Source organism: Actinoplanes nipponensis (genome assembly GCF_016862275.1).
GTDB lineage: Bacteria > Actinomycetota > Actinomycetes > Mycobacteriales > Micromonosporaceae > Actinoplanes > Actinoplanes nipponensis.
Window position 1 is genome coordinate 23408 of sequence record NZ_BOMQ01000015.1, and the last position, 19955, is coordinate 43362.

Below are 19955 nucleotides of genomic sequence, written 5' to 3' on the forward strand. Positions count from 1 at the left end.
CACCGCCCGCCACGTGTGCGACAGAGAAAGGTGTCACCATGCGAAGGTCGCAGTACCGGCGCGAATCCTCGAAGTCAAAGTGGTTCACCGGTCGGCGCCGGATCATCGCCGCGGTAGCCACCCTGGTTGCCTTCGGCGGCATCGTCACCGTGACGCAGGTGTCGGACGCGAGCACCAAGCGTTCCACCCAGCGTGCTCTGGCCGCCTGCAACAACATCCAGGCCCCGAAGTCGAGCAAGCTGTCGACCAAGACCAAGCGGGGCACCTACACCACCAACGGTGGCCGGGTGACCCAGCACGCGGACGACGGCGCCGGGGACATCCCGACCACCGCGCAGATGCGCAGCCGCTGCCGGCAGTGGGTCATGCAGAACGCCGGCAACAACGGCGGCAACACCGGTGGTAACAACACCGGCGGCAACAACAACGGCGGCGCCACCGCGGCACCGACCAGCAGCGCCAGCACCGCCGCCGGCGAGGGTGGCAACACCGGTGGCAACACGGGCGGGAACAACAACGGCGGCAACACCGGTGGCAACAACAACGGTGGCAACAACGGCGGCGGCGCCGCGACCCCGCCTCCGGGCGCCGGTCTGGGCATCCTGACCAACAGCTGCGACACCAGCCAGCTGACCGCGCACGACGGCTTCCAGAACGGCAACCGTTGCGTGTCCACCGAGTTCGGTGAGGTCGGCGCGCAGGAGAACAACCCCTCCCTGCTGATCACCGAGGCGCCCACCCAGGTGGCCCCGAACACGCCGTTCACCCTCAAGGTGAGCACCCGCAACCTGATCCGTGACCGCTTCCTCGCGGCCGGCCAGGGCGGGTACTACGTGGAGAGCTCGGTCCTGCAGGGCGGCATCGTCCGAGGCCACTTCCACACCGCCTGCCGCATGCTGGCGAGCACCAACGAGGCTCCCGACCCGGCCCCGGTCCCCGCGTTCTTCGTGGCGACCGAGGACAAGCAGGGCGGCCGGGCTCCCGACACCGTGACCATCCAGGTCGCCGGGCTGCCGACCGAGGGCACCGCGCAGTGCGCGTCCTGGGCCGGTGACGGCTCGCACCGTATCCCGATGATGCAGCGGGCCAACCAGACCCCGGCCTTCGACGCGGTCCGCATCGAGGTCGGCGGCGGTGGCGGCAACCAGGACCAGGGCGGCCAGAACCAGGGTGGCCAGGACCAGGGCGGCCAGGACCAGGCCGGCCAGAACCAGGCCGGCCAGAACCAGGGCGGCAACAACGACCAGAACCAGAACCAGAACGACCAGAACCAGAACAACTGAGTACGGAGCCCTGCCGCAACCGGAACCGAACCCCGCGGGGCGCGTCGCCTGAGGTGACGCCGCCCCGCGAGGGACCCCCCGTCGGGACCGGCCGCCGTCCACCCCCCTGAGGACGGCAAGACCTGCGGCAGGCGGTTCGAGTAAGGAATCGGCTGACGAAAGGAGGCGCGGGACCGCTCGAGCCGAGCTACGCAGCTCCGCTACCGGGTGACGCGGACCGACTCGGGTGTCCGCCAACCCGCACCGATGGCCCTGACCAGGAGCGCGGTCAGGGCCATCGGCATGTCCGGGCCCCGCGGAGGTTGGCCGGGGCAGCCAGAAGTGGCACAGTGGCCCGGTGACGACGACGCGCCGGCTGCAGCCGCCGGACGGCTATCACTTCACCCGTACCCTGCGCTCCCTGCTCGTCGTGCGCCACGACCCGTGCGGCAGGGTCGGTGACCGCGACTTCTGGCTCGCCGCGCGTACCCCCGAGGGGCCGGGCTCGCTGCACCTGGCTTGCGCCGGCGGGGAACTGGTCGCCACCGGCCACGGGCCGGGCGCGGCCTGGCTGGTCGATCGCGCGGACGCGATCGCCGGCCTGCGCGACGACCTGGGCGACTTCCCGGCCCTCGCGGCAGCGCATCCGCTGGTCGCCCGGCTGGCCCGGACCTTCTCGGGGATACGCTTGCCCGCCACCGGCCAGATCTTCCACCGGCTGCTGCGGGCCGTCCTGGAACAGAAGGTCACCGGGATCGAGGCGCACCGGGCGTACCGGGCGATCGTGCGGCACTTCGGCGAGCCGGCCCCCGGGCCGGCCGGCCTGCTGCTGCCCCCCGATCCGGCCGCCGTCGCGGCGACGCCGTACTGGGTCTTCCATCCGTTCGGGGTCGAGCAGCGCCGCACCCAGGCCCTGCTGCGGGCGGCCGTGGTCGCCGCCCGGCTGGAGCAGTGCGCGGACAGCGCCGAGGCCACCCGCCGGCTCACCGCGATCGCCGGCATCGGGCCGTGGACGGCGGCCGAGGTGGTCCGGACCGCCTACGGCGACGCGGACGCGGTCAGCGTGGGCGACTTCCACATCCCCAACACGGTGGCGTGGGCGCTGGCCGGGGAGGCGCGCGGCACCGACGCCCGGATGCTCGAGCTGCTGGAGCCGTACGCCGGACACCGCGGCCGGGTGTGCGACCTGCTCGCGGCCGGGGGGATCAGCGCGCCCAAGTTCGGCCCGCGGATGCCGATCCGGTCCTTCGCCAGGTTCTGACTGTTGCCCGCCGGACGCACGTTGCAGACTGGGGCGTGGCCTTCACTCTGACGATCGACTGCGGCGGCGGCGGGATCAAGGGGTCGGTGCTCGACGAGGCCGGCACGATGCGCGCCCACCCGCTGCGCGTGCCGACGCCGTACCCGCTGCCGCCCGACCTGTTCGTCAAGACGCTGGTCGAGCTGGGCGAACGGCTGCCCAGCGCGGACCGGGTGACCGTCGGGATGCCCGGCATGCTGCGGCACGGGGTGGTGGTGGCCACGCCGCACTACGTGACGCGCAGCGGCCCGCGGACCAGGGTGGATCCCGAGCTGGTCGACGCCTGGCAGGGCTACGACGCGCGGACCGCGCTGGCCGAGGCGTTCGGGCTGCCGACGCTGGTCCTCAACGACGCCGAGGTGCACGGCGCCGGGGTGGTCGCGGGCACCGGCTGCGAGCTGATCCTGACCCTGGGCACCGGCCTGGGGTGCGCGCTGTTCGACGGCGGCCAGCTCGCCCCGCACCTGGAGATGTCCCAGGCGCCGGTGCGGTGGGGGATGAGCTACGACACCTACATCGGCGAGCACGAGCGGCGCCGGCTCGGTGACGCGCTCTGGTCCCGGCGGGTGCGCAACGTGGTGGAGGGGCTGCGGCCGGTCTTCCTCTGGGACCGCCTCTACCTCGGCGGCGGCAACTCGCGCCTGATCACCCCCACCCAGCTGGCCCGGATGGGCGACGACGTCGTGGTGGTGCCCAACACGGCCGGCATCGTCGGCGGGGTCCGCGCCTGGACCCTGCGGGCCGGCGGCGAACGATAGGGCCGGCTCGATAGGTTGGCAGGCATGCTGAGCGTTCCGGCCGCCCTGCTCCTGGACTTCGGCGGCGTGCTCGCCGACGCGCCGCCGCGGGAGCCCGCGCCGCCCGAGCTGGTGCTGCGGCTCTACAACGTGACCGGCGGGGTGCTGACGCCGGGCGAGATCAACCGGTCGCTGACCGCGGGGTGGGACGCGTACGCGGCCTGGCGCGACGAGGACCACCCCGACGAGCTCACCCACGCCCAGGTCTGGCGGCGTTTCGTCACCGGGGGCTGGCCGCCGCGAGCGCAGGACGCCGTACGCCTGCACGCCTCGAAGCTCGCCTACGACTGGGCCTGGTGTTCGTCGTGGTCCCTGCGCCCGGGCATCCCGGAGGCGTTGCGGGCGGCCGGGGCCGCCCGGCTGCCGATGGCCGTCGTCAGCAACACGCTGTGCGGCGCCGCGCACCGCGACTTCCTCGCCGGGGCCGGTGTGGGTGACCTTTTCGCCGCGCAGGTCTACAGCGACGAGGCCGGCGTCCGCAAACCGAACCCGGAGATGATCTGGCGGGCCGCCCGGGCGCTGGGGGTGCCCGCCGAGAAGTGCTGGTTCGTGGGTGACAGCCGGCAGCGGGACGTGGTCTGCGCCCGCCGGGCCGACGCCGCGGCCGTCATCCTGATGCGCTCGCCGCGCACCGACCGGGAGCCGGCCGGCGCGTTCCCGGAGCCCGACGCGACGGTGGCGGACGGCTACGGCCTGCGGGACCTACTCCTGGCCCGGTAGCGGGTCGGCCGCGCGGGCGAACCGGATCCGGGCGCCCGGGCGGGCCTGGCCGGCCCGGTCGGCCGCGGCCGGGGTCAGCACGGCGATCACCGGGTAGCCCCCGGTCACCGGGTGGTCGGCCTGGAAGATGATCGGGTGGCCGTCCGGCGGCACCTGCACCGAGCCCCGGACCATGCCCTCGCTGAGCAGCTCGTCGGTGCGGGCGCGGGCCAGCACCGGCCCGTCCAGCCGCAGCCCCACCGAGTCGCCGGCCGGGGAGACGGTGAACTCCGCGCTCAGGAACGTCTCGATCGCCGCCGCGGTGAACCAGTCGGCGCGCGGGCCGAGATCGACCTCGAGCGGGGCGTCCGTGGCGGGCTCGCCGGCCGGCGGGAGACCGCGGGCCGACTCGGCGGGCGCCGGGCCGATCGGCACGCTGTCGCCCGGGGCCGGCCGGGCCGGGCCGATCCCGGCGAACAGATCGGTGGACCGCGAGCCGAGGACCAGCGGCACGGCGAAGCCGCCGCGCACCGCGAGATAGCTGCGCAGGCCCCGGCGCGGCATGGTCACCGCGACCACGGCGCCGGCCGGGACGGCCACGACCTCCTCCACCCCGGTACGGGCGCCGTCCACCGTGAGTACCGCGTCGGTGCCGGTCAGCACCACCGTGGCGGGCTCTTCGAAGCGCACCCGCAGGCCGCCCAGCGTGCACTCCAGGGCGGCGGCCCCGCGCGGGTTGCCGGCCAGCGTGTTCGCCCGGGCGTACGCGGCCCGGTCGACCGCCCCGGACGGCGCGACCCCCTGCCCGGCGTGGCCCGGCCGGCCCTCGTCCTTGAAGACCGTCAGCGGCCCGGCCCGCAGCACGGTCATGGTCATGCGGGCACCGCCCTGAAGAGCACCCGGTCGCCGGGGGCCAGCAGCGCCGGCTCGGGCCGGTCGGGGTCCCACATCCGGACCGTGGTGCGGCCGATCAGTTGCCAGCCGCCCGGGCTGTCGCGGGGGTAGACGCCGGAGAAGCGGCCGGCCAGGCCCACCGAGCCGGCCGGGATGCGGGTGCGCGGCGAGTCCCGCCGCGGCACCTCGAGGCGGGGATCGCCCCCGGTCAGGTAGCCGAAGCCGGGGGCGAAACCCGCGAACGCCATCGTCCACCGCGTGCCGGTGTGCCGGGCGATCACCTCGTCCGGGCTCAGGCCGGTGCGCCGGGCCACCTCGGCGAGGTCCGGGCCGTCGTAGCGCACCGGGATCTCCACCGTGCCGCCGGCGGCGCCGCCGCCCGGGTCGAGGCGCAGCGCGGCGGTGGCCTCGCGGACCGCCGCGAGGGTGGTGACCGCCGGGTCGATGCGGACCAGCACGGTCCGGGCCGCGGGCACCAGGTCGATCACCCCGGGCAGCGCGGCCGCCCGCAGCGCGGCGTAGAGCGTCAGGGTCGTGTCGAGGTCGTCCACCTCGACCAGCACCGCCTCGCGGCCGCAGCGCAGAAACCTCGTCGTGGCGCTCACGAGCCGGCCCCGGCGAACGCGGTGATCGGCACACCGGCGCCGGTCAGGGCGCCGTGGACGGCCCGCGCCAAGGTGACCGCGTCCGGGGTGTCGCCGTGCACGCAGATCGAGTCGGCCGCCATGGTCAGGACCGTGCCGTCGGCGGCGACCAGGGTGCCCCGGGTGACCAGCCGCAGCATCCGGGCCGCGACCTCGTCCGGGTCGTGCAGCAGCGCGCCCGGTTCGCCCCGGGGCACCAGGCTGCCGTCCGGGCGGTATCCCCGGTCGGCGAAGGCCTCGCGGACGGTGCCCAGCCCGGCCGCCGCGGCCCGTTCCAGGAAGACCGAGCCGGGCAGGCCGAGGACGGGCAGGGCGGGATCGTAGCGGCGGACGGCCTCGACCACGGCGGCGGCCTGCTGCTCGTGGTGCACGATCGTGTTGTAGAGCGCGCCGTGCGGCTTGACGTAGCGCACCCGGCCGCCGGCCGCGCGGGCCAGCCCGTCCAGGGCGCCGAGCTGGTAGATCAGGTCGGCCACCAGGTCGGCGCGGTCGTAGTCGATGAAGCGCCGGCCGAAGCCGGCCAGGTCCCGGTAACCGACCTGGGCCCCGATGGCCACGCCCCGGGTGACCGCGCGGGCGCAGGTGGCCAGCAGGCTCCGCGGGTCGCCGGCGTGGAAGCCGCAGGCCACGTTGGCGCTGCTGACCACGTCGAGCATCGCGTCGTCGTCGCCGAGCCGCCAGGCGCCGAAGCCCTCGCCCAGGTCGCTGTTGAGGTCCATGCCGTCACTCCTTCCGCCGGTCACCGGGACGTGCCGTCGACCTGCCACACGCTGGTCCGCCGGATCGGGACGCTCTCCAGCGACTCCGGCACCGGCACCTCGTAGCGGGCCCGGTGGATCATCCCGGCCACCGGCAGGTACGCCCGCCCCGGGTCGCCGACCAGCACCAGCGCGCCGCGTCCGGCCGCGCGGCGCAGGAACGGCAGCACCCGGCCGGCCATCTCCCGGCTGTAGAAGACGTCCCCGGCCAGGATCACGTCGGCCTCCGGGAAGCCGCCGGCCAGCAGGTCGCCCTCGACGTACCGGAGCGCGACCCGGTTGGCCTCGGCGTTGGCCTCGGCGGCGGCCAGCGAGAGCGGGTCGATGTCGTTGGCCGTGACCGTACCGGCGCCGGCCCGGGCCGCCGCCACCGCGACCAGGCCCGATCCGGTCGCCAGGTCGAGCACCGCCCGCCCGCTGACGAGCTCCGGCTCGTCCAGCAGGTGCCGGGCCAGCGCCTGCCCGCCGGCCCAGGCGAACGCCCAGAACGGGGGCGGCTGCTCGCCGCCGGCCGCCTCGGTGCGTTCCCAGAGCTCGATCGGCTCGTCCGCCTGGTACAGCACCAGTTCGGGGACGAAGGGCACGGGCGCGAGCCGTGTGTGGGCGCGGACGAAGTCGGTGGACACGTACCGATTCTGCTCAGTTGCTCCGGTGCGGGACCGATCAGGGCAGCGTCCACCCTTCCACCGGAGAGGAGCAGCATGCCGACCAGGCTCTCGGCGGCCCTCTTCGGGGCCTGGATGGCCGTGCTCGGCGTCGTGGTCGCCGTCGCGCCGGTCGGGCAGCAGGCCGTGCTCGCGCTCGCCGGGATCTCCGCCGTGCTGGCCGTGGTCGTCGGCATCCGCCGGCACGACCCGATCCGGTCCGGGCCGTGGCAGCTGCTCGCCGCCGCGGTCGCGCTCTCCGTGCTGGGCAGCGCGGCCTACCACGCCGGGCCGGCCGCGGAACGGGTGGTCGGCGACCTGCGACTGCTCGGCAGCGGCGTCCTGCTCATCGGCTACCCGCTGTTCGCCCTGGCGCTGTACTGGTTCGTCCGGCTGCGCACGGGGGGCCGCCGGGACCGCGGCGGGCTGCTCGACGCCCTCACCCTGACGACGGGCGGGGCCCTGCTGGCCTGGACCTTCGTGGTCGGCCCGCACCTGCGCAACGCCGCCCTGCCGGCCGTCGAGCAGTGGGTCGCGGTCGCCTTCCCGGTCGGTGACCTGCTCTGTCTGGCCCTGCTGACCCGGCTGTTCACCGCGTCCGGGCGCCGGCTGCCGGCTGCCGGCTGGCTGGCCGCGGGCGTGCTCGCCCTGCTGCTGGCCGACGTGGGCAGCAACCTGGTCTCGCTGCGGGGCGACGTCGGCTTCCTGGCGTCCTTCGGCCGGGTGCCGCTGTACGCCGCCGTCGGCCTGGCCGCGCTGAGCCCGTCGATGGCCGCGCTGACCCGGCCGGTCGCCACGCCGCCGGCCGAGCTCGGCCGGGTCCGGCTGGCCTTGCTCGCGCTGGCCTCCCTGGTCGCCCCGGCCGTGCTGGTCCTGCGCGTCGGCGCGGACGGCGAGGTGCCCGACCTGAACGTCGTCGCCGCGCTCAGCGCGTGCACGTTCCTGCTGGTCCTGGCCCGGATGGCGGGCGTCATGGCGAGCCACCGGCAGGCCCTGGCCCGCGAGCGCGGCCTCCGCGAGGCCGCGGCCGCGCTGGTCTCGGCGGCCGACGCCGACGAGGTCGGCGAGGCGGTCCGGACCGCCGTGGCCCAGCTCCTGCCGGCCGACGTGCCGCACCGGGTGGTCCTGGCCATGGCCATCACCGAGCCGGAGGAGCCCGTCTCGCCCGCGGCCGCGGCGCAGTCCGACGTCGACCGCGCCACCGGTACGGCCGCCCGCCTGGTCGCCACCCGCGACGTCGACTGGGCGGTGGCGGTCCGGCTCACCCAGTTCAACATGGTGTTGCGCTGCCCGCTGGTGCTGCAGGACCGTCCGACCGGCGACCCGCTGGTGGGCGTGCTGCACGTGGGCGGGCCGACCTGGGCGCTGCTGGGCTTGCAGCGCGCGTGCGAGGTGCTGGCCACCCAGGTCGCCCTCGCGCTGGAGCGGATCGCGCTGAGCCGCGAGGTGACCCGGCGCAACAGCGAGGCCTACTTCCGCACCCTGGTGCAGAACACCTCGGACGTCATCCTGATCGTGGACGAGGAGGACCGGGTCCGGTACGCGAGCCCGTCGGCCGGGCACGTGCTGGGCGGCGACCCGGTGGGTACGGCCCTGCCCGACCTGATCCACCCCGGCGACCGGCCCCGGCTGGCCGACGTGCTCGCCACCGTCCGGGGCGGCCAGGGCACGCAGGAGGGTCTGGACTTCCGGGCCGTCGGGCGGCGCCGGACCGAGGTGATGCTCGAGATGCACTGCCGGGACCTGCGCGCCGACCGCACCGTCGCCGGGCTGGTGGTGACCCTGCGCGACGTGACCGAGCGCCGCCAGCTCGAGCGCGAGCTCACCCACCAGGCGTTCCACGACTCGCTGACCGGCCTGGCCAACCGGGTGCTCTTCACCGACCGGCTGCGGCACGCGCTGGCCCGCGGCGCCCGGGACGGCTCGGTGGTCGGCGTGCTCTTCATCGACCTGGACGACTTCAAGATCGTCAACGACACCCTGGGTCACGCGACCGGCGACCAGCTGCTGATCGCCGTGGCCGCCCGGATCGCCGGCGCGCTGCGGGCCGACGACACGGCCGCCCGCCTCGGCGGTGACGAGTTCGCGGCGCTGGTGGAGAACGTGCAGGATCCCGGCGCGGTGGAGGAGACGGCCGGCCGGATCCTGGCCGCCCTGGCCGAGCCGATCGTCATCGAGGGCGGGACGTTGCAGGCGGTGGCCAGCATCGGCATCACCACCACGCCCGAGGCGGACACCGCGGACGCGCTGCTGCGCCAGGCCGACCTGGCCCTGTACGTCGCGAAGGGCGCCGGCAAGAACCAGTGGCGGCGCTACCAGGCGCACCTGCACAGCGCGATGGTGGACCGCCTGGAGCTGCGCTCGGCGCTGGACCACGCCGTCAACGAGGGCCACTTCCTGTTGCAGTACCAGCCGATCGTCGACCTGGCCACCGACGAGGCCGTGGGCTTCGAGGCGCTGGTCCGCTGGCACCACCCGCAGCGCGGGGTGATCGCGCCGGACGAGTTCATCGAGGTGGCGGAGGAGAGCGGGCTGATCGTGCCGATGGGCCGCTGGGTCCTCGACCAGGCGCTGCACACCGTCGCGCAGTGGCGGCGCATCCTGCCGCGCGCCCGCCAGCCGTACGTGTCGGTCAACGTCTCGGTCCGGCAGTTCCGCCAGTCCGGCTTCGTCGAGCAGGTCAGGACCTCGCTCGAGTACGCCGGGGTGCCGGCCCGGGCGCTGATGCTGGAGATCACCGAGACCCTGCTGATGGGCGACGACGAGCAGATCTGGGCCGATCTGGCCGTGCTGCAGGAGCTCGGGGTGCGGATCGCCATCGACGACTTCGGCACGGGGTACTCGTCGCTGGGCTACCTGCGCCAGCGGCCGATCGACGTTTTGAAGATCGACAAGACCTTCATCGACGACATGGTGGGTAGCGAGCAGCAGCTGGCGCTGGTGGCCGGGATCGTGAGCCTGGCCCGGACGCTGAACCTGGTCGTGGTGGCCGAGGGCATCGAGGACGCCACCCATCGCCTCATCCTGGCCCAGCTCGGTTGCCCGCTGGGCCAGGGCTACTACTACTCGGCGCCGCTGGACGCGACCGAGGCGCTGGCCTGGCTGCGCGATCCGCAGCCACTGGCCGTGGCCTGACCACGCGGCACGGTCCGAGTTTTACACTGCATTCTATTTTCGCCGGAAAAGCAGGGAAATGCCGGCGCAAAAGCGAAAGGCTTCAGGTGTTCACCACTCCACCTGAAAGGAAAAACCATGCGACGTCCGGGCCTTATCCTCGCCGGTGTCCTCCTGGCGACCGGCTCCAGCCTCGCTCTCGCGGCTCCCGCCTCGGCCACCGATTCGGCGCCCGACCACCGGCGGCACTGCTGGTACTCCTCGAACGGCAACTGGTACCCGTGGCACAACGACTGGTACGACAACTGGAACGACGACTGGAACGGCGGCGACGGGCACCACTGGAGCGCGCGCACGGCGGGTAGCGACACCCACCGCCGGCACTGCTACCGGCACCGCCACCACGGCGGCGGCATCGTCATCATCGGCGGCGGTCACCGGCGCTGATCCGCGACACAGCGGTCCCGCGGGCCCGGGCGCTTCGGCGACCCGGGCCTGCTGCCGCGCCGGGATCTCAGTACGGGTTGCCGGAACCGGGCAGCCGTCCCCGCACCACCCCGCCGAGACGACCGGGCAGCCCGGGATCACCGGACAACGGCGGGCTGTCCGTGTGCGCCCGCTCGGCCATCCCGGCCACCAGCTCCTTGAGCGAGTGCACCGCGTCCACCAGCGGACGCCAGCCCAGCTCCGCCTTGATCCGGTCGCAGGACATCAGCGGCGCCTTGAGTCCCAACTCGACCCAGCCCACGTCGACCGGCTGCAGCCGCAGCCGCCAGGTCAGCTCGGCCGCCCCGCGCAGGACGAAGCCGGGCACCGGCACCTCGCGTCCCCGGAAGGCCGCCGCGGCCACGCCGGGATCCAGCACCGGTCCCGCGGCGACGTTGAAGGCGCCGCGCACGTCGCCGAGCACGGCCCGGGCGTACGCGTCCGCGACGTCGTCGGCGTGCACCGCCTGGACCCGCAGCGCCGGGTGCGACGGGATGACCGGGATCCGCCCGAAGCGCAGCAACCGCGCCGGCAGCAGTGGGCCGGCGAAGTACCGGCCGATCTCGGTGCCCACCTCCCGCTGGAAGATCAGGCCCGGCCGCAGCCGGACCACGCGCAGCGTCGGATGGTCCGCCTCGACCCGGTCCAGCAGGCCCTCGACCAGCGCCTTGTGCCGGCTGTAGGAGGAGCCCGGCACGCCGGTGCGCGGCCACGCCTCGGTCACGTACGCCTGCTTCGGGCCGGGCGCGTAGACCCCCACCGACGACGCGAAGGCCAGCGCCGGCACCCCGGCGCGCAGCACCGCCTGCACCACGGTCCGGCTGCCGAGCACATTGGTGCGGAACAGCAGCCGCTGGTCGTGGCTGGGCTGGATCTGCCAGGCCAGGTGGACGACCGCGTCGGCGCCCCGGAAGATCTCGGTGAGCTGCCGGCCGGCCTCCGGCGCGCCGATGTCGCAGGAGTGCCATTCGACCGCGTCGTACGGCTCCACCGGCGGGGGCAACCGGCGGACCACCCCGGTGAGCTCCATGCCGGGCTCGTTGCGCAGCCGGCGCACCAGGGCCGTGCCGGCGTTTCCGGTCGCTCCGACAATCACCACTCGCATCGTGTGCTGGTACCCGCCGGACCGCGGTTGAACCCCGGGGGCGCGGGTAGGAGCCGTCCATGGATCTCGTCGTGAACGGCGTCGAGCACGCTCTCGACCTCGACCCCCGCACCACCCTGCTGGACGCGCTGCGGGAACACCTGCACCTGACCGGGGCCAAGAAGGGCTGTGACCACGGCCAGTGCGGCGCCTGCACCGTCCTGCTGGACGGCCGCCGGGTGAACAGCTGCCTGATCCTGGCGATCAGCCAGCAGGGCGTCCCGGTCACCACCGTGGAGGGCCTGGGCACCGAGCGGGAGCCGCACCCGGTGCAGCAGGGCTTCCTGGACCACGACGGCTTCCAGTGCGGCTACTGCACGCCCGGCCAGATCTGCTCGGCGGTGGGCATGCTGGACGAGGTGGCGCGCGGCTGGCCCAGCGCGGTGACCCGGGACGGCGACGACGGCCCCCTCGACGACGCGGAGATCCGGGAGCGGATGAGCGGCAACCTGTGCCGCTGCGGCGCGTACGCGAACATCGTCCCGGCCATCGCCCAGGCGGCCGGCCGATGAGGACCTTCGGCTACGCGCCGGCCGACGACGTCGCCTCGGCCGTGTCGCTGCTGGCCACCGCGCCCGGCGGCACGTACCTGGCCGGCGGCACCAACCTCGTCGACCTGATGAAGCTCGGCGTCGCCACCCCGGACGTGCTGGTGGACATCAACCGGCTGCCCCTGCACGAGGTGACCCGGCTGCCCGGGGGCGGGCTGCGGATCGGCGCGGGGGTACGCAACAGCGAACTGGCCGCCCATCCGGAGGTGCGCCGGTCGTACCCGGTGCTGAGCCAGGCGCTGCTGGCCGGCGCCTCCGGGCAGCTGCGCAACATGGCCACCACCGGCGGCAACCTGTTGCAGCGCACCCGCTGCCGGTACTTCATGGACGCCACCAAGCCGTGCAACAAGCGGGCGCCCGGCAGCGGCTGCCCGGCCCGTACCGGGGACCACCGCAACCTGGCCGTCCTGGGCGCCTCCGAGCACTGCGTGGCGACCCATCCGTCGGACATGGCCGTCGCGCTGGCCGCGCTGGGCGCGACCGTGCGGGTGGCCGGACCGGACGGGGAGCGTGACATCCCGGTGACCGAGCTGCACCGGCTGCCCGGCGACACGCCGCAGGTGGACACCGTGCTGCGGCACGGGGAGCTGATCACCTCGGTCGACCTGCCGGAGCTGGAGGTGGCCCGGGTGTCGGCGTACCGCAAGGCGCGGGACCGGGCGTCCTACGCCTTCGCCGTGGGCTCGGTGGCCGCGGCCGTGCACGCCGAGGACGGCGTGGTGCACGACGTCCGGCTCGCCTTCGGCGCGGTCGCGCACCGGCCCTGGCGGGCCTACGCCGCCGAGCAGGCCCTGCTCGGCCGGCCCGCCACCCGGGACTCCTTCCTGGCCGCCGCGGACGCCGAGCTGGCCGCCGCGGAACCGTTGCGGGACAACGCCTTCAAGGTCACGCTGATCCGCAACCTGGTGGCGGCGACGCTGGCCCGGCTGACCGGAGCGGGCCGATGACCGCCGTCACCGAACGCGCCGTCGGCGCGCCGCTGGGCCGCATCGAGGGACCCGCCAAGGTCACCGGCGCCGCCCGGTACGCCGCCGAGTACCCGGTCGAGAACCTCGCCCACGCCTGGGTGATCCAGTCGCCGGTGGCGCGCGGCACCCTCGACGGGGTCGTGGTCGATCCGACCACCGAGGACAAAGACCTGCTGGCCGTGCTCTGGCACGGCAACGCGCCGCGGCTCGAGGAGTCCGACGACCCGGAGCTGGCCGTCCTGCAGTCGGCCCGGATCAGCTACCGCGGGCAGGCGCTCGCGCTGGTCGTGGCCCGCACGCCGGAGGCGGCCCGGCGCGCCGCCCAGGTCATCCGGTTGGAGATCACCGAGGAGCCGCACGACGCGCTGCTGACCGCCGACCATCCCGGGCTCTACACCCCGGAGCAGGTCAACCCGGCGTTCCCGGCCGTCACCGAGTCCGGCGACGTCGCCGGGGCCTTCGCGGCCGCGCCGGTCACGGTGGACGTGACCTACCGGACCCCGGCGCTGCACAACAACCCGATGGAGCCGCACGCCACCATCGCGGTGTGGTCGGGCGACGACCTGGTCCTGTACGACTCCAACCAGCACCCGCCCGGCGTGGCCGCGGCGGTCGGGGCCGTCCTCGGCCTGCCCGCCGAGCGGGTGCACGTGATCACCGAGCACGTCGGCGGCGGCTTCGGCTCGAAGGGCACCGCGCGGCCCAACGCCGTGCTGGCCGCGCTGGGCGCCCGGGTGGTGGGCCGGCCGGTGAAGCTCGTCCTGCCCCGCCAGGCCCTGTTCAGCATGGTGGGCTACCGCACCCCGACGATCCAGCGGATCCGGCTGGCCGCCGAGCGCGACGGCACGCTGACCGCCATCGACCACGAGGCGGTCGAGCAGACCTCGCGGCTGTACGAGTTCGCCGAGCAGACCACCGTGGCCACCCGGCACATGTACGCCGCGCCGCACCGGCGTACCGGCCATCGCCTGGTGCGGCTGGACGTGCCGACCCCGCGCTGGATGCGCGCGCCGGGCGAGGCCCCGGGCATGCTCGGCCTGGAGTGCGCGATGGACGAGCTGGCCGAGCGGCTCGGCCTGGACCCGATCGAGCTGCGCGTGCGCAACGAGCCGCGGGTCGAGCCGGAGTCCGGCGTCCCGTTCAGCAGCCGGCACTACCTGGACTGCCTGCGCGAGGGCGCGGAGCGGTTCGGCTGGGCCGACCGCGACCCGCAGCCCCGCCGCCGGCGCGAGGGCGCCTGGTGGGTCGGCACGGGCGTGGCCGGGGCCACCTATCCGACGATGGCCCAGCCGTCGACCGCCCGGGTGCGCGCGCTGCCGGACGGCCGCTACGAGGTGGCGGTGGCGGCCACCGACATCGGCACCGGCGCCCGGACCATCCTCACCCAGATCGCCGCGGACGAGCTCGGCGTGGGCGTCGGCCGGGTGCACGTCCGGATCGGCGACAGCACGCTGCCGATGGCCTCGGTGGCGGGCGGCTCCTCGGGCAGCGCGTCGTGGGGCTGGGCGGTCACCGGCGCCTGCCGGGCGCTGCGCGAGTCCGGGTCCGAGGAGGCGGTCTACGACAGCACCGAGGAGGTGCAGCGGCAGGAGAAGGAGGGCAAGCACGCCTACGGCGCGCACTTCGCGGAGGTACGGGTGGACGCCGACACCGGCGAGGTGCGGGTGTCCCGGCTGTTCGGCATGTACGCCGTCGGCCGGGTCCTGAACCCCCGGACCGCCCGCAGCCAGTTCATCAGCGGCATGACGATGGGCCTGGGCATGGCGCTGCACGAGGAGGGCGTGCTGGACCCGGCCACCGGCGACTGGGTGAACCACGACCTGGCCGAGTACCACGTGCCGGCGCACGCCGACGTCGAGAGCATCGAGGCGGACTGGCTGGACGAGCGGGACCGGGCGGTCAACCCGATGGGCAGCAAGGGCATCGGCGAGATCGGCATCGTCGGCTCGCCGGCGGCCATCGTGAACGCGGTGTGGCACGCGACCGGCGTGCGCGTGCGGGACCTGCCGGTGCGGCTCGACAAGCTGCTGCCCCACCTGGGCTGAGAACGCCTTAACCATCCTTAAGCACAAATCGGCGCCGCCCATCGGGCGGCGCCGATTTCCGTCATCGGGGCACTATCGCTTGCTGTGGTACGCCTCGACGATGGAGCTCGGGATGCGGCCCCGCTCGGAAACCTCGTAGCCGTTCTTGCCGGCCCACTCGCGAATGGCCTGATTCTGGTCGCGGCTGGCCCGGCCGGTGCTCGCCGGGGCGGCGCCGCGGCGCGGGGACCGGGTCTCCGCGCCGGCCCGGCCGACCCGCGTGGCCACGGACAGATAGGGGTCCAGCGCCTTGCGCAGCTTGCCGGCGTTCTTCTCCGACAGGTCGATCGTGTAGTTCACACCGTCGAGTCCGAACTCGACGGTGCGGTCGGCCTCGCCGCCGTCGAGGTCATCGGTCAGAAGGGTAATTACCTGCTTGGCCATGATGTGGTTGCTCCCGGGACGGTGCCATTGTCATTGAGAATTCCTGCGCATTCATTCTGTCCGTCCGTGCCGACGGGTGCAAATTGTCCGCGCTGTCTGTCGCGCAGATCATCTCCGCATTCCGGGGTAGCCGGCCGGCGCCCGCCCGGGGGAAAGGCTCCGGCCGGGCGCCGGCGTGGCCGGGCCGGCGTGGACAACTTCCCGAAACTTCGCCGCAACACTTCTCACGCCCGTCAATGTGTTGTACGTTGCGTGGGAGCGCTCCCACGCCGCCCCTTCCCCGGGGCATCCCCACCACCAGGAGCAGTCATGAGACGTGTCATCCGTGCCGTCGCGGCGGCCACCCTGCTGGCGGCCGGCACGATCGCGGCGTTCGTCGCCGCCGGCCCCGCGAATGCGGACACCCAGATCTGCGATCAGTACGGTTCCACCACCATCGGCGGCCGCTACGTGGTGATGAACAACCGCTGGGGCACCTCCGCCCAGCAGTGCATCAATGTCACCGGCACCGGATTCGCCATCACCAGTCAGCAGGGCGTCGGCAGCACCAGTGGCGCGCCGGTGTCCTACCCGGCCATCTTCGTCGGCTGTCACTACACGAACTGCTCGCCCGGCACCAACCTGCCGATGCAGGTGAGCCAGATCAGCAGCGCGACGAGCAGCATCAGCTACAACTACGTCTCCGGCGCCACCTACGACGCCGCGTACGACATCTGGCTGGACCCGTCCCCCCGCCGGGACGGCAACAACGCCATGGAAATCATGATCTGGTTCAACCGGCAGGGCTCGATCCAGCCGATCGGCTCGGTCGTGGGCAACACCACCATCGGCGGGCGCACCTGGCAGGTGTGGCAGGGCAGCAACGGCTCGAACAACGTCATCTCGTACGTCGCGCCGTCCCCGATCGCCAGCTGGAGCTTCAGCGTCCTGGACTTCATCAACGACGTGAAGAACCGCGGCGCGATCACCAGCTCCTGGTACCTGACCAGCATCCAGGCCGGCTTCGAACCGTGGATCGGCGGCGCGGGCCTGGCCGTCACCAACTTCTCGGCGGCGGTCAACGGCGGCGGGTCCACCCAGCCCCCGCCCACCACGACGCCCCCGCCGGGCGGCACCACGGCCTGCCGGGTGACCTACGCGGCGGACTCGTGGGGCAACGGCTTCGTGGCCAACGTGACCGTGGCCAACACCGGCAGCAGCGCGCTCAACGGCTGGACGCTCGGCTTCACGCTCCCCAGCGGGCAGAGCATCACCGGCTCGTGGAACGCCACGCTGTCGGGCAGCAGCGGCGCGCTGACCGCCCGCAACGTCTCGCACAACGGCAGCATCCCGGCCGGCGGCAGCACGTCGTTCGGCTTCCAGGGCAGCTACAGCGGCAGCTTCGCCACCCCGTCCTCGTTCACTCTCAACGGTTCGGCCTGCACCCGGGCCTGACCCGTCCGTCCCCCAGCAGCCCCGCCCCGTCGCCGATCAACCCGGCGGCGGGGCGGCCGGCGTCCGGTCCCGCGCCGGCGCCGGGGTGATCCGCAGGGCGGCCGGGGCGTGGGCGGGCACGGCGGGCGACCGGGGCGCGACGGGCCCGACGTTCTCGTAGGGCGCGCCGAGCGCCGGCCGCGGGTCGGCGTCGCCCTTGTTCGGCCAGAGCGACAGGGCCCGCTCGGCCAGCGCGGTGATGGTCAGCGAGGGGTTCACGCCCAGGTTCGCCGGGATCACCGAGCCGTCCACCACGTGCAGGCCGGGGTAGCCGTACACCCGCTGGTAGGGATCGACCACGCCGGTGGCGGGGGAGTCGCCGATGGTCACGCCGCCCAGGATGTGCGCGGTCATCGGGATGTCGAACACGTCGCCCACCGAGCCGCCGGGATGACCACCGATCTTGGCGGCCATCCGGCGTACCGCCTCGTGGCCGACCGGGATCCAGGTCGGGTTGACCGGGCCGTGGCCGGGGCCGGTGGTGAGCCGGCCGCGCCTGGTGCGCCGTACCGTCAGCGAGTTGTCCACGGTCTGCATGACCAGCGCGATGATCGTCCGGTCGCTCCAGCGCCGCTTCGACATCGACCGCAGCAGGATGACCGGGTGGCGCAGCGCCTGGCCGAGGAAGCGCAGCGGCCGCGGCACCCGGCCCCCGCCGTCCACCAGCAGCGTGGTCAGCAGGCCCATCGCGTTGCTGCCGGGCCCGTAGCGGACCGGCTCGATGTGCGTCTCGGCGTCCGGGTGGAAGCTCGAGGTGATCGCCACGCCCCGGGAGAACGGCTTCTCCGGTACGGACACCGTCTGCGCGCCGAGCAGCGCCTCGGAGTTGGTCCGGGTCAGCGCGCCGAGCCGGTCGGAGAGCCGCGGCAGCACCCCGGTGTCCTTCATCGCGTGCAGCAGCCGCTGCGTGCCCAGGGCGCCGGCCGACAGTACGACCTCCCGGGCGGTGAACGTGCCCTGCGACGTGGTCAGCGCCCAGCCGCCGTCGACCGGGCGCAGGGCGGAGACCGTCGTGTCCGGGTGCACCACGGCGCCGGCGCGCTCGGCTAGGTACAGGTAGTTGAGGTCGAGCCGGTTCTTCGCCCCGTACCGGCAACCGATCATGCAGTCGCCGCACTCGATGCACCCGGTCCGCGCGGGCCCGGCCCCGCCGAAGTAGGGATCCGGCACGGTCTTGCCGGGCTCGCCGAAGAACACCCCGACCGGGGTACGCCGGAACGTGCCGCCGACCCCCATGTCCTGCGCGACGGCCTGGATGACCTCGTCCGACGGCGTCATCGAGGGCTGCACGGCGACGCCGAGCATCTTCGTGGCCTGCGCATAGTGCGGCTCCAGCTCGCGGGCCCAGTCGGTGATCCCGGCCCAGCGCGGATCGGCGAAGAACGCCGGCGGCGGCTGGTAGAGCGTGTTCGCGTAGACCAGCGAGCCGCCGCCGACCCCGGCCGCGGAGAGCACGACGATGTCCTTCAGCAGGGTGATCCGCTGCATGCCGCGCAGGCCGAGCGCGGGCGCCCAGAGGAACGCCCGCAGATCCCAGGACGTCCTGGGCAGCGTCTCGGGGGTGAAGCGCCGGCCGGCCTCGAGCACGCCGACCCGGTAACCCTTCTCGGTCAGCCGCAACGCGGTGACACTCCCGCCGAACCCGCTGCCCACGACGACTATGTCGTAGTCAGTGACGATGTCGTGTTCCGTCATGCCGCACAGCTCACCACGTCTCAGTCCGGGGAACCAGACTTGACGAGCACCTTGATGTGGGCCCCGCTCTCGGCGTCCGCGAAGGCCGCGGCCGCCTCGCGCAGCGGCCGGATCCCGGTCACGAAGTCGGCGGCCGTGACCACGCCGTCACGCAGCAGCGCCATCGCGTCCGCGAAGTCCTCCGGCAGGTACGTCGCGCTGCCCTGGATCCGCAACTGGCTGTCCTGCAGCAGCGCCAGCGGCACGGTGACCTCGCCGGCCGGCACGCCCACCACGACGACGGTCCCGCCCTTGTCCGCGATGGCCAGCGCCTGCGTCGTCGTGGACTGCTCGGCCACGCAGTCGAACACCACGTCGGCGCTCTCGCCCAGCTCCGCGCGTACCCGATCCGCCGCGTCCGCCGCCGTGGCATCCACCGCCGCGTCCGCCCCGAACGCCAGCGCCCGCTCCCGGCTCCGCGCCGAGCGGGCCGTCGCGACGATGCGCCGGGCGCCCTGCGCCCGCGCCACCTTCAGCGTCAACAGCCCGATCGTCCCCACGCCGAGGATCGCCACCGCCCGGTCCCGGACGCCGCCGGCCAGCCGGATCGCGTGCACCGGCGTCGACAGCGGCTCGATCAGCGCCGCGGTCACGTCGTCGAGCTCGTCCGGCACCAGGTGCAGGCGGCGCGCGTCGATGGTGAACGTCTCGGCCATGGCGCCCTGCGCCGAGCCGCAGCCGAAGAAGCCGAGCCGCTCGCACAGGTTCTGCCGGCCGGCCCGGCACTGCTTGCACTCCCAGCAGGGCAGGTCCGGCTCGACGGTGGCCCGCTGCCCGGCCCGGACCGTGGTCACGCCCGGTCCCACCGCGGTGACCACCCCGACGACCTCGTGCCCGGGCGCGTACGGCGGGTGCACGTTCGGATGCCGGCCCCGCAGCGCGTGGGTGTCCGAGCCGCAGACGCCGGCCACCACCATCCGCAGTTGCGCCTCGCCCGGCCCCGGCTGCGGCGTCTCCGCCTCGATGACCCGTACCCCGTCCGGCTGTACGACGACCCTGAGCATCATGGGTTTACGCTA

Annotated in this window: 18 protein-coding genes; 10 read left to right on the plus strand and 8 right to left on the minus strand. The window is 74.0% G+C overall.

All coding sequences use genetic code 11. From position 1 onward, the window contains the following. Positions 1-38: 38 nt before the first annotated feature. From Ani05nite_RS05670 to Ani05nite_RS05685, 4 genes are all read left to right on the plus strand, one after another. Positions 39-1283, plus strand: coding sequence for a Pecanex-like protein 1 (locus tag Ani05nite_RS05670; RefSeq protein WP_239129349.1), 1245 nt, complete (start codon positions 39-41; stop codon positions 1281-1283). Between the two features lie 337 nt (positions 1284-1620). Then, positions 1621-2523, plus strand: coding sequence for a DNA-3-methyladenine glycosylase family protein (locus Ani05nite_RS05675; protein ID WP_203765769.1), 903 nt, complete (start codon positions 1621-1623; stop codon positions 2521-2523). A 35-nt stretch (positions 2524-2558) separates the two neighbouring features. Next, positions 2559-3320 carry an ROK family protein gene (locus Ani05nite_RS05680; RefSeq protein ID WP_203765770.1) on the plus strand — a complete coding sequence of 254 codons (762 nt, stop codon included), beginning with the start codon at positions 2559-2561 and terminating at the stop codon, positions 3318-3320. Between the two features lie 24 nt (positions 3321-3344). Then, entirely contained in the window at positions 3345-4079 is a 735-nt protein-coding gene (locus Ani05nite_RS05685) for an HAD family hydrolase (protein ID WP_203765772.1), read from the plus strand. Here the strand turns inward: Ani05nite_RS05685 and Ani05nite_RS05690 are convergent. From Ani05nite_RS05690 to Ani05nite_RS05705, 4 genes are read right to left on the minus strand one after another with little or no spacing between them, the layout of a single operon-like run. Next, on the minus strand, positions 4062-4934 hold the full coding sequence (locus tag Ani05nite_RS05690; RefSeq protein WP_203765773.1) for a 5-oxoprolinase subunit C family protein: 873 nt from the start codon (positions 4932-4934) through the stop codon (positions 4062-4064). The genes Ani05nite_RS05685 and Ani05nite_RS05690 overlap by 18 nt on opposite strands. Then, the gene (locus Ani05nite_RS05695) at positions 4931-5557 is read right to left on the minus strand and encodes a 5-oxoprolinase subunit B family protein (RefSeq protein ID WP_203765774.1); all 627 of its coding nucleotides are present in this window, start codon (positions 5555-5557) and stop codon (positions 4931-4933) included. The genes Ani05nite_RS05690 and Ani05nite_RS05695 overlap by 4 nt, the downstream gene beginning before the upstream one ends. After that, positions 5554-6315, minus strand: a complete 762-nt coding sequence (locus tag Ani05nite_RS05700) for a LamB/YcsF family protein (RefSeq protein WP_203765775.1) — start codon at positions 6313-6315, stop codon at positions 5554-5556. The genes Ani05nite_RS05695 and Ani05nite_RS05700 overlap by 4 nt, the downstream gene beginning before the upstream one ends. Positions 6316-6335: 20 nt before the next feature. Then, positions 6336-6980: a class I SAM-dependent methyltransferase gene (locus Ani05nite_RS05705; protein ID WP_203765776.1), complete on the minus strand. Its 645-nt coding sequence runs from the start codon at positions 6978-6980 to the stop codon at positions 6336-6338. A 75-nt stretch (positions 6981-7055) separates the two neighbouring features. On the opposite strand from Ani05nite_RS05705, the gene Ani05nite_RS05710 reads away from it, so the two are divergent. Both Ani05nite_RS05710 and Ani05nite_RS05715 read left to right on the plus strand, forming a co-directional pair. Continuing rightward, on the plus strand, positions 7056-10133 hold the full coding sequence (locus Ani05nite_RS05710; protein ID WP_203765777.1) for a putative bifunctional diguanylate cyclase/phosphodiesterase: 3078 nt from the start codon (positions 7056-7058) through the stop codon (positions 10131-10133). A gap of 117 nt (positions 10134-10250) precedes the next feature. Continuing rightward, positions 10251-10559 (plus strand): hypothetical protein, encoded by a 309-nt coding sequence (locus Ani05nite_RS05715; protein ID WP_203765778.1) that lies wholly within the window; start codon positions 10251-10253, stop codon positions 10557-10559. Between the two features lie 67 nt (positions 10560-10626). On the opposite strand, the gene Ani05nite_RS05720 is transcribed toward Ani05nite_RS05715, so the two are convergent. After that, positions 10627-11703 (minus strand): NAD-dependent epimerase/dehydratase family protein, encoded by a 1077-nt coding sequence (locus Ani05nite_RS05720; RefSeq protein ID WP_203765779.1) that lies wholly within the window; start codon positions 11701-11703, stop codon positions 10627-10629. Positions 11704-11762: 59 nt separating this feature from the next. Between Ani05nite_RS05720 and Ani05nite_RS05725 the strand changes: the two genes are divergently transcribed. Genes Ani05nite_RS05725 through Ani05nite_RS05735 form a run of 3 tightly spaced genes read left to right on the plus strand, consistent with a single transcriptional unit; the run spans position 11763 to position 15306 of the window. Beyond that, the gene (locus tag Ani05nite_RS05725; protein ID WP_203765781.1) at positions 11763-12254 is read left to right on the plus strand and encodes a 2Fe-2S iron-sulfur cluster-binding protein; all 492 of its coding nucleotides are present in this window, start codon (positions 11763-11765) and stop codon (positions 12252-12254) included. Then, positions 12251-13240, plus strand: coding sequence for an FAD binding domain-containing protein (locus tag Ani05nite_RS05730; protein WP_203765783.1), 990 nt, complete (start codon positions 12251-12253; stop codon positions 13238-13240). The genes Ani05nite_RS05725 and Ani05nite_RS05730 overlap by 4 nt, the downstream gene beginning before the upstream one ends. Beyond that, entirely contained in the window at positions 13237-15306 is a 2070-nt protein-coding gene (locus Ani05nite_RS05735; RefSeq protein WP_203765785.1) for a xanthine dehydrogenase family protein molybdopterin-binding subunit, read from the plus strand. Before Ani05nite_RS05730 ends, Ani05nite_RS05735 begins: the two co-directional genes overlap by 4 nt. Positions 15307-15378: 72 nt before the next feature. Here the strand turns inward: Ani05nite_RS05735 and Ani05nite_RS05740 are convergent, their stop codons facing one another. Further along, positions 15379-15729, minus strand: coding sequence for a histone-like nucleoid-structuring protein Lsr2 (locus Ani05nite_RS05740; RefSeq protein ID WP_203765787.1), 351 nt, complete (start codon positions 15727-15729; stop codon positions 15379-15381). 309 nt (positions 15730-16038) lie between these two features. Here Ani05nite_RS05740 and Ani05nite_RS05745 point away from each other — a divergent pair, with 309 nt between their 5' ends. Continuing rightward, positions 16039-17163, plus strand: a complete 1125-nt coding sequence (locus Ani05nite_RS05745) for a glycoside hydrolase family 12 protein (protein WP_203765788.1) — start codon at positions 16039-16041, stop codon at positions 17161-17163. Positions 17164-17199: 36 nt separating this feature from the next. On the opposite strand, the gene Ani05nite_RS05750 is transcribed toward Ani05nite_RS05745, so the two are convergent. Together Ani05nite_RS05750 and Ani05nite_RS05755 are read right to left on the minus strand one after the other, a co-directional pair. After that, positions 17200-18897, minus strand: coding sequence for an FAD-dependent oxidoreductase (locus Ani05nite_RS05750; RefSeq protein WP_275410503.1), 1698 nt, complete (start codon positions 18895-18897; stop codon positions 17200-17202). Between the two features lie 20 nt (positions 18898-18917). Next, a complete protein-coding gene (locus Ani05nite_RS05755; RefSeq protein ID WP_203765789.1) occupies positions 18918-19943 on the minus strand; it encodes a zinc-dependent alcohol dehydrogenase in 1026 nt (341 codons plus the stop codon). Positions 19944-19955 lie beyond the last annotated feature (12 nt).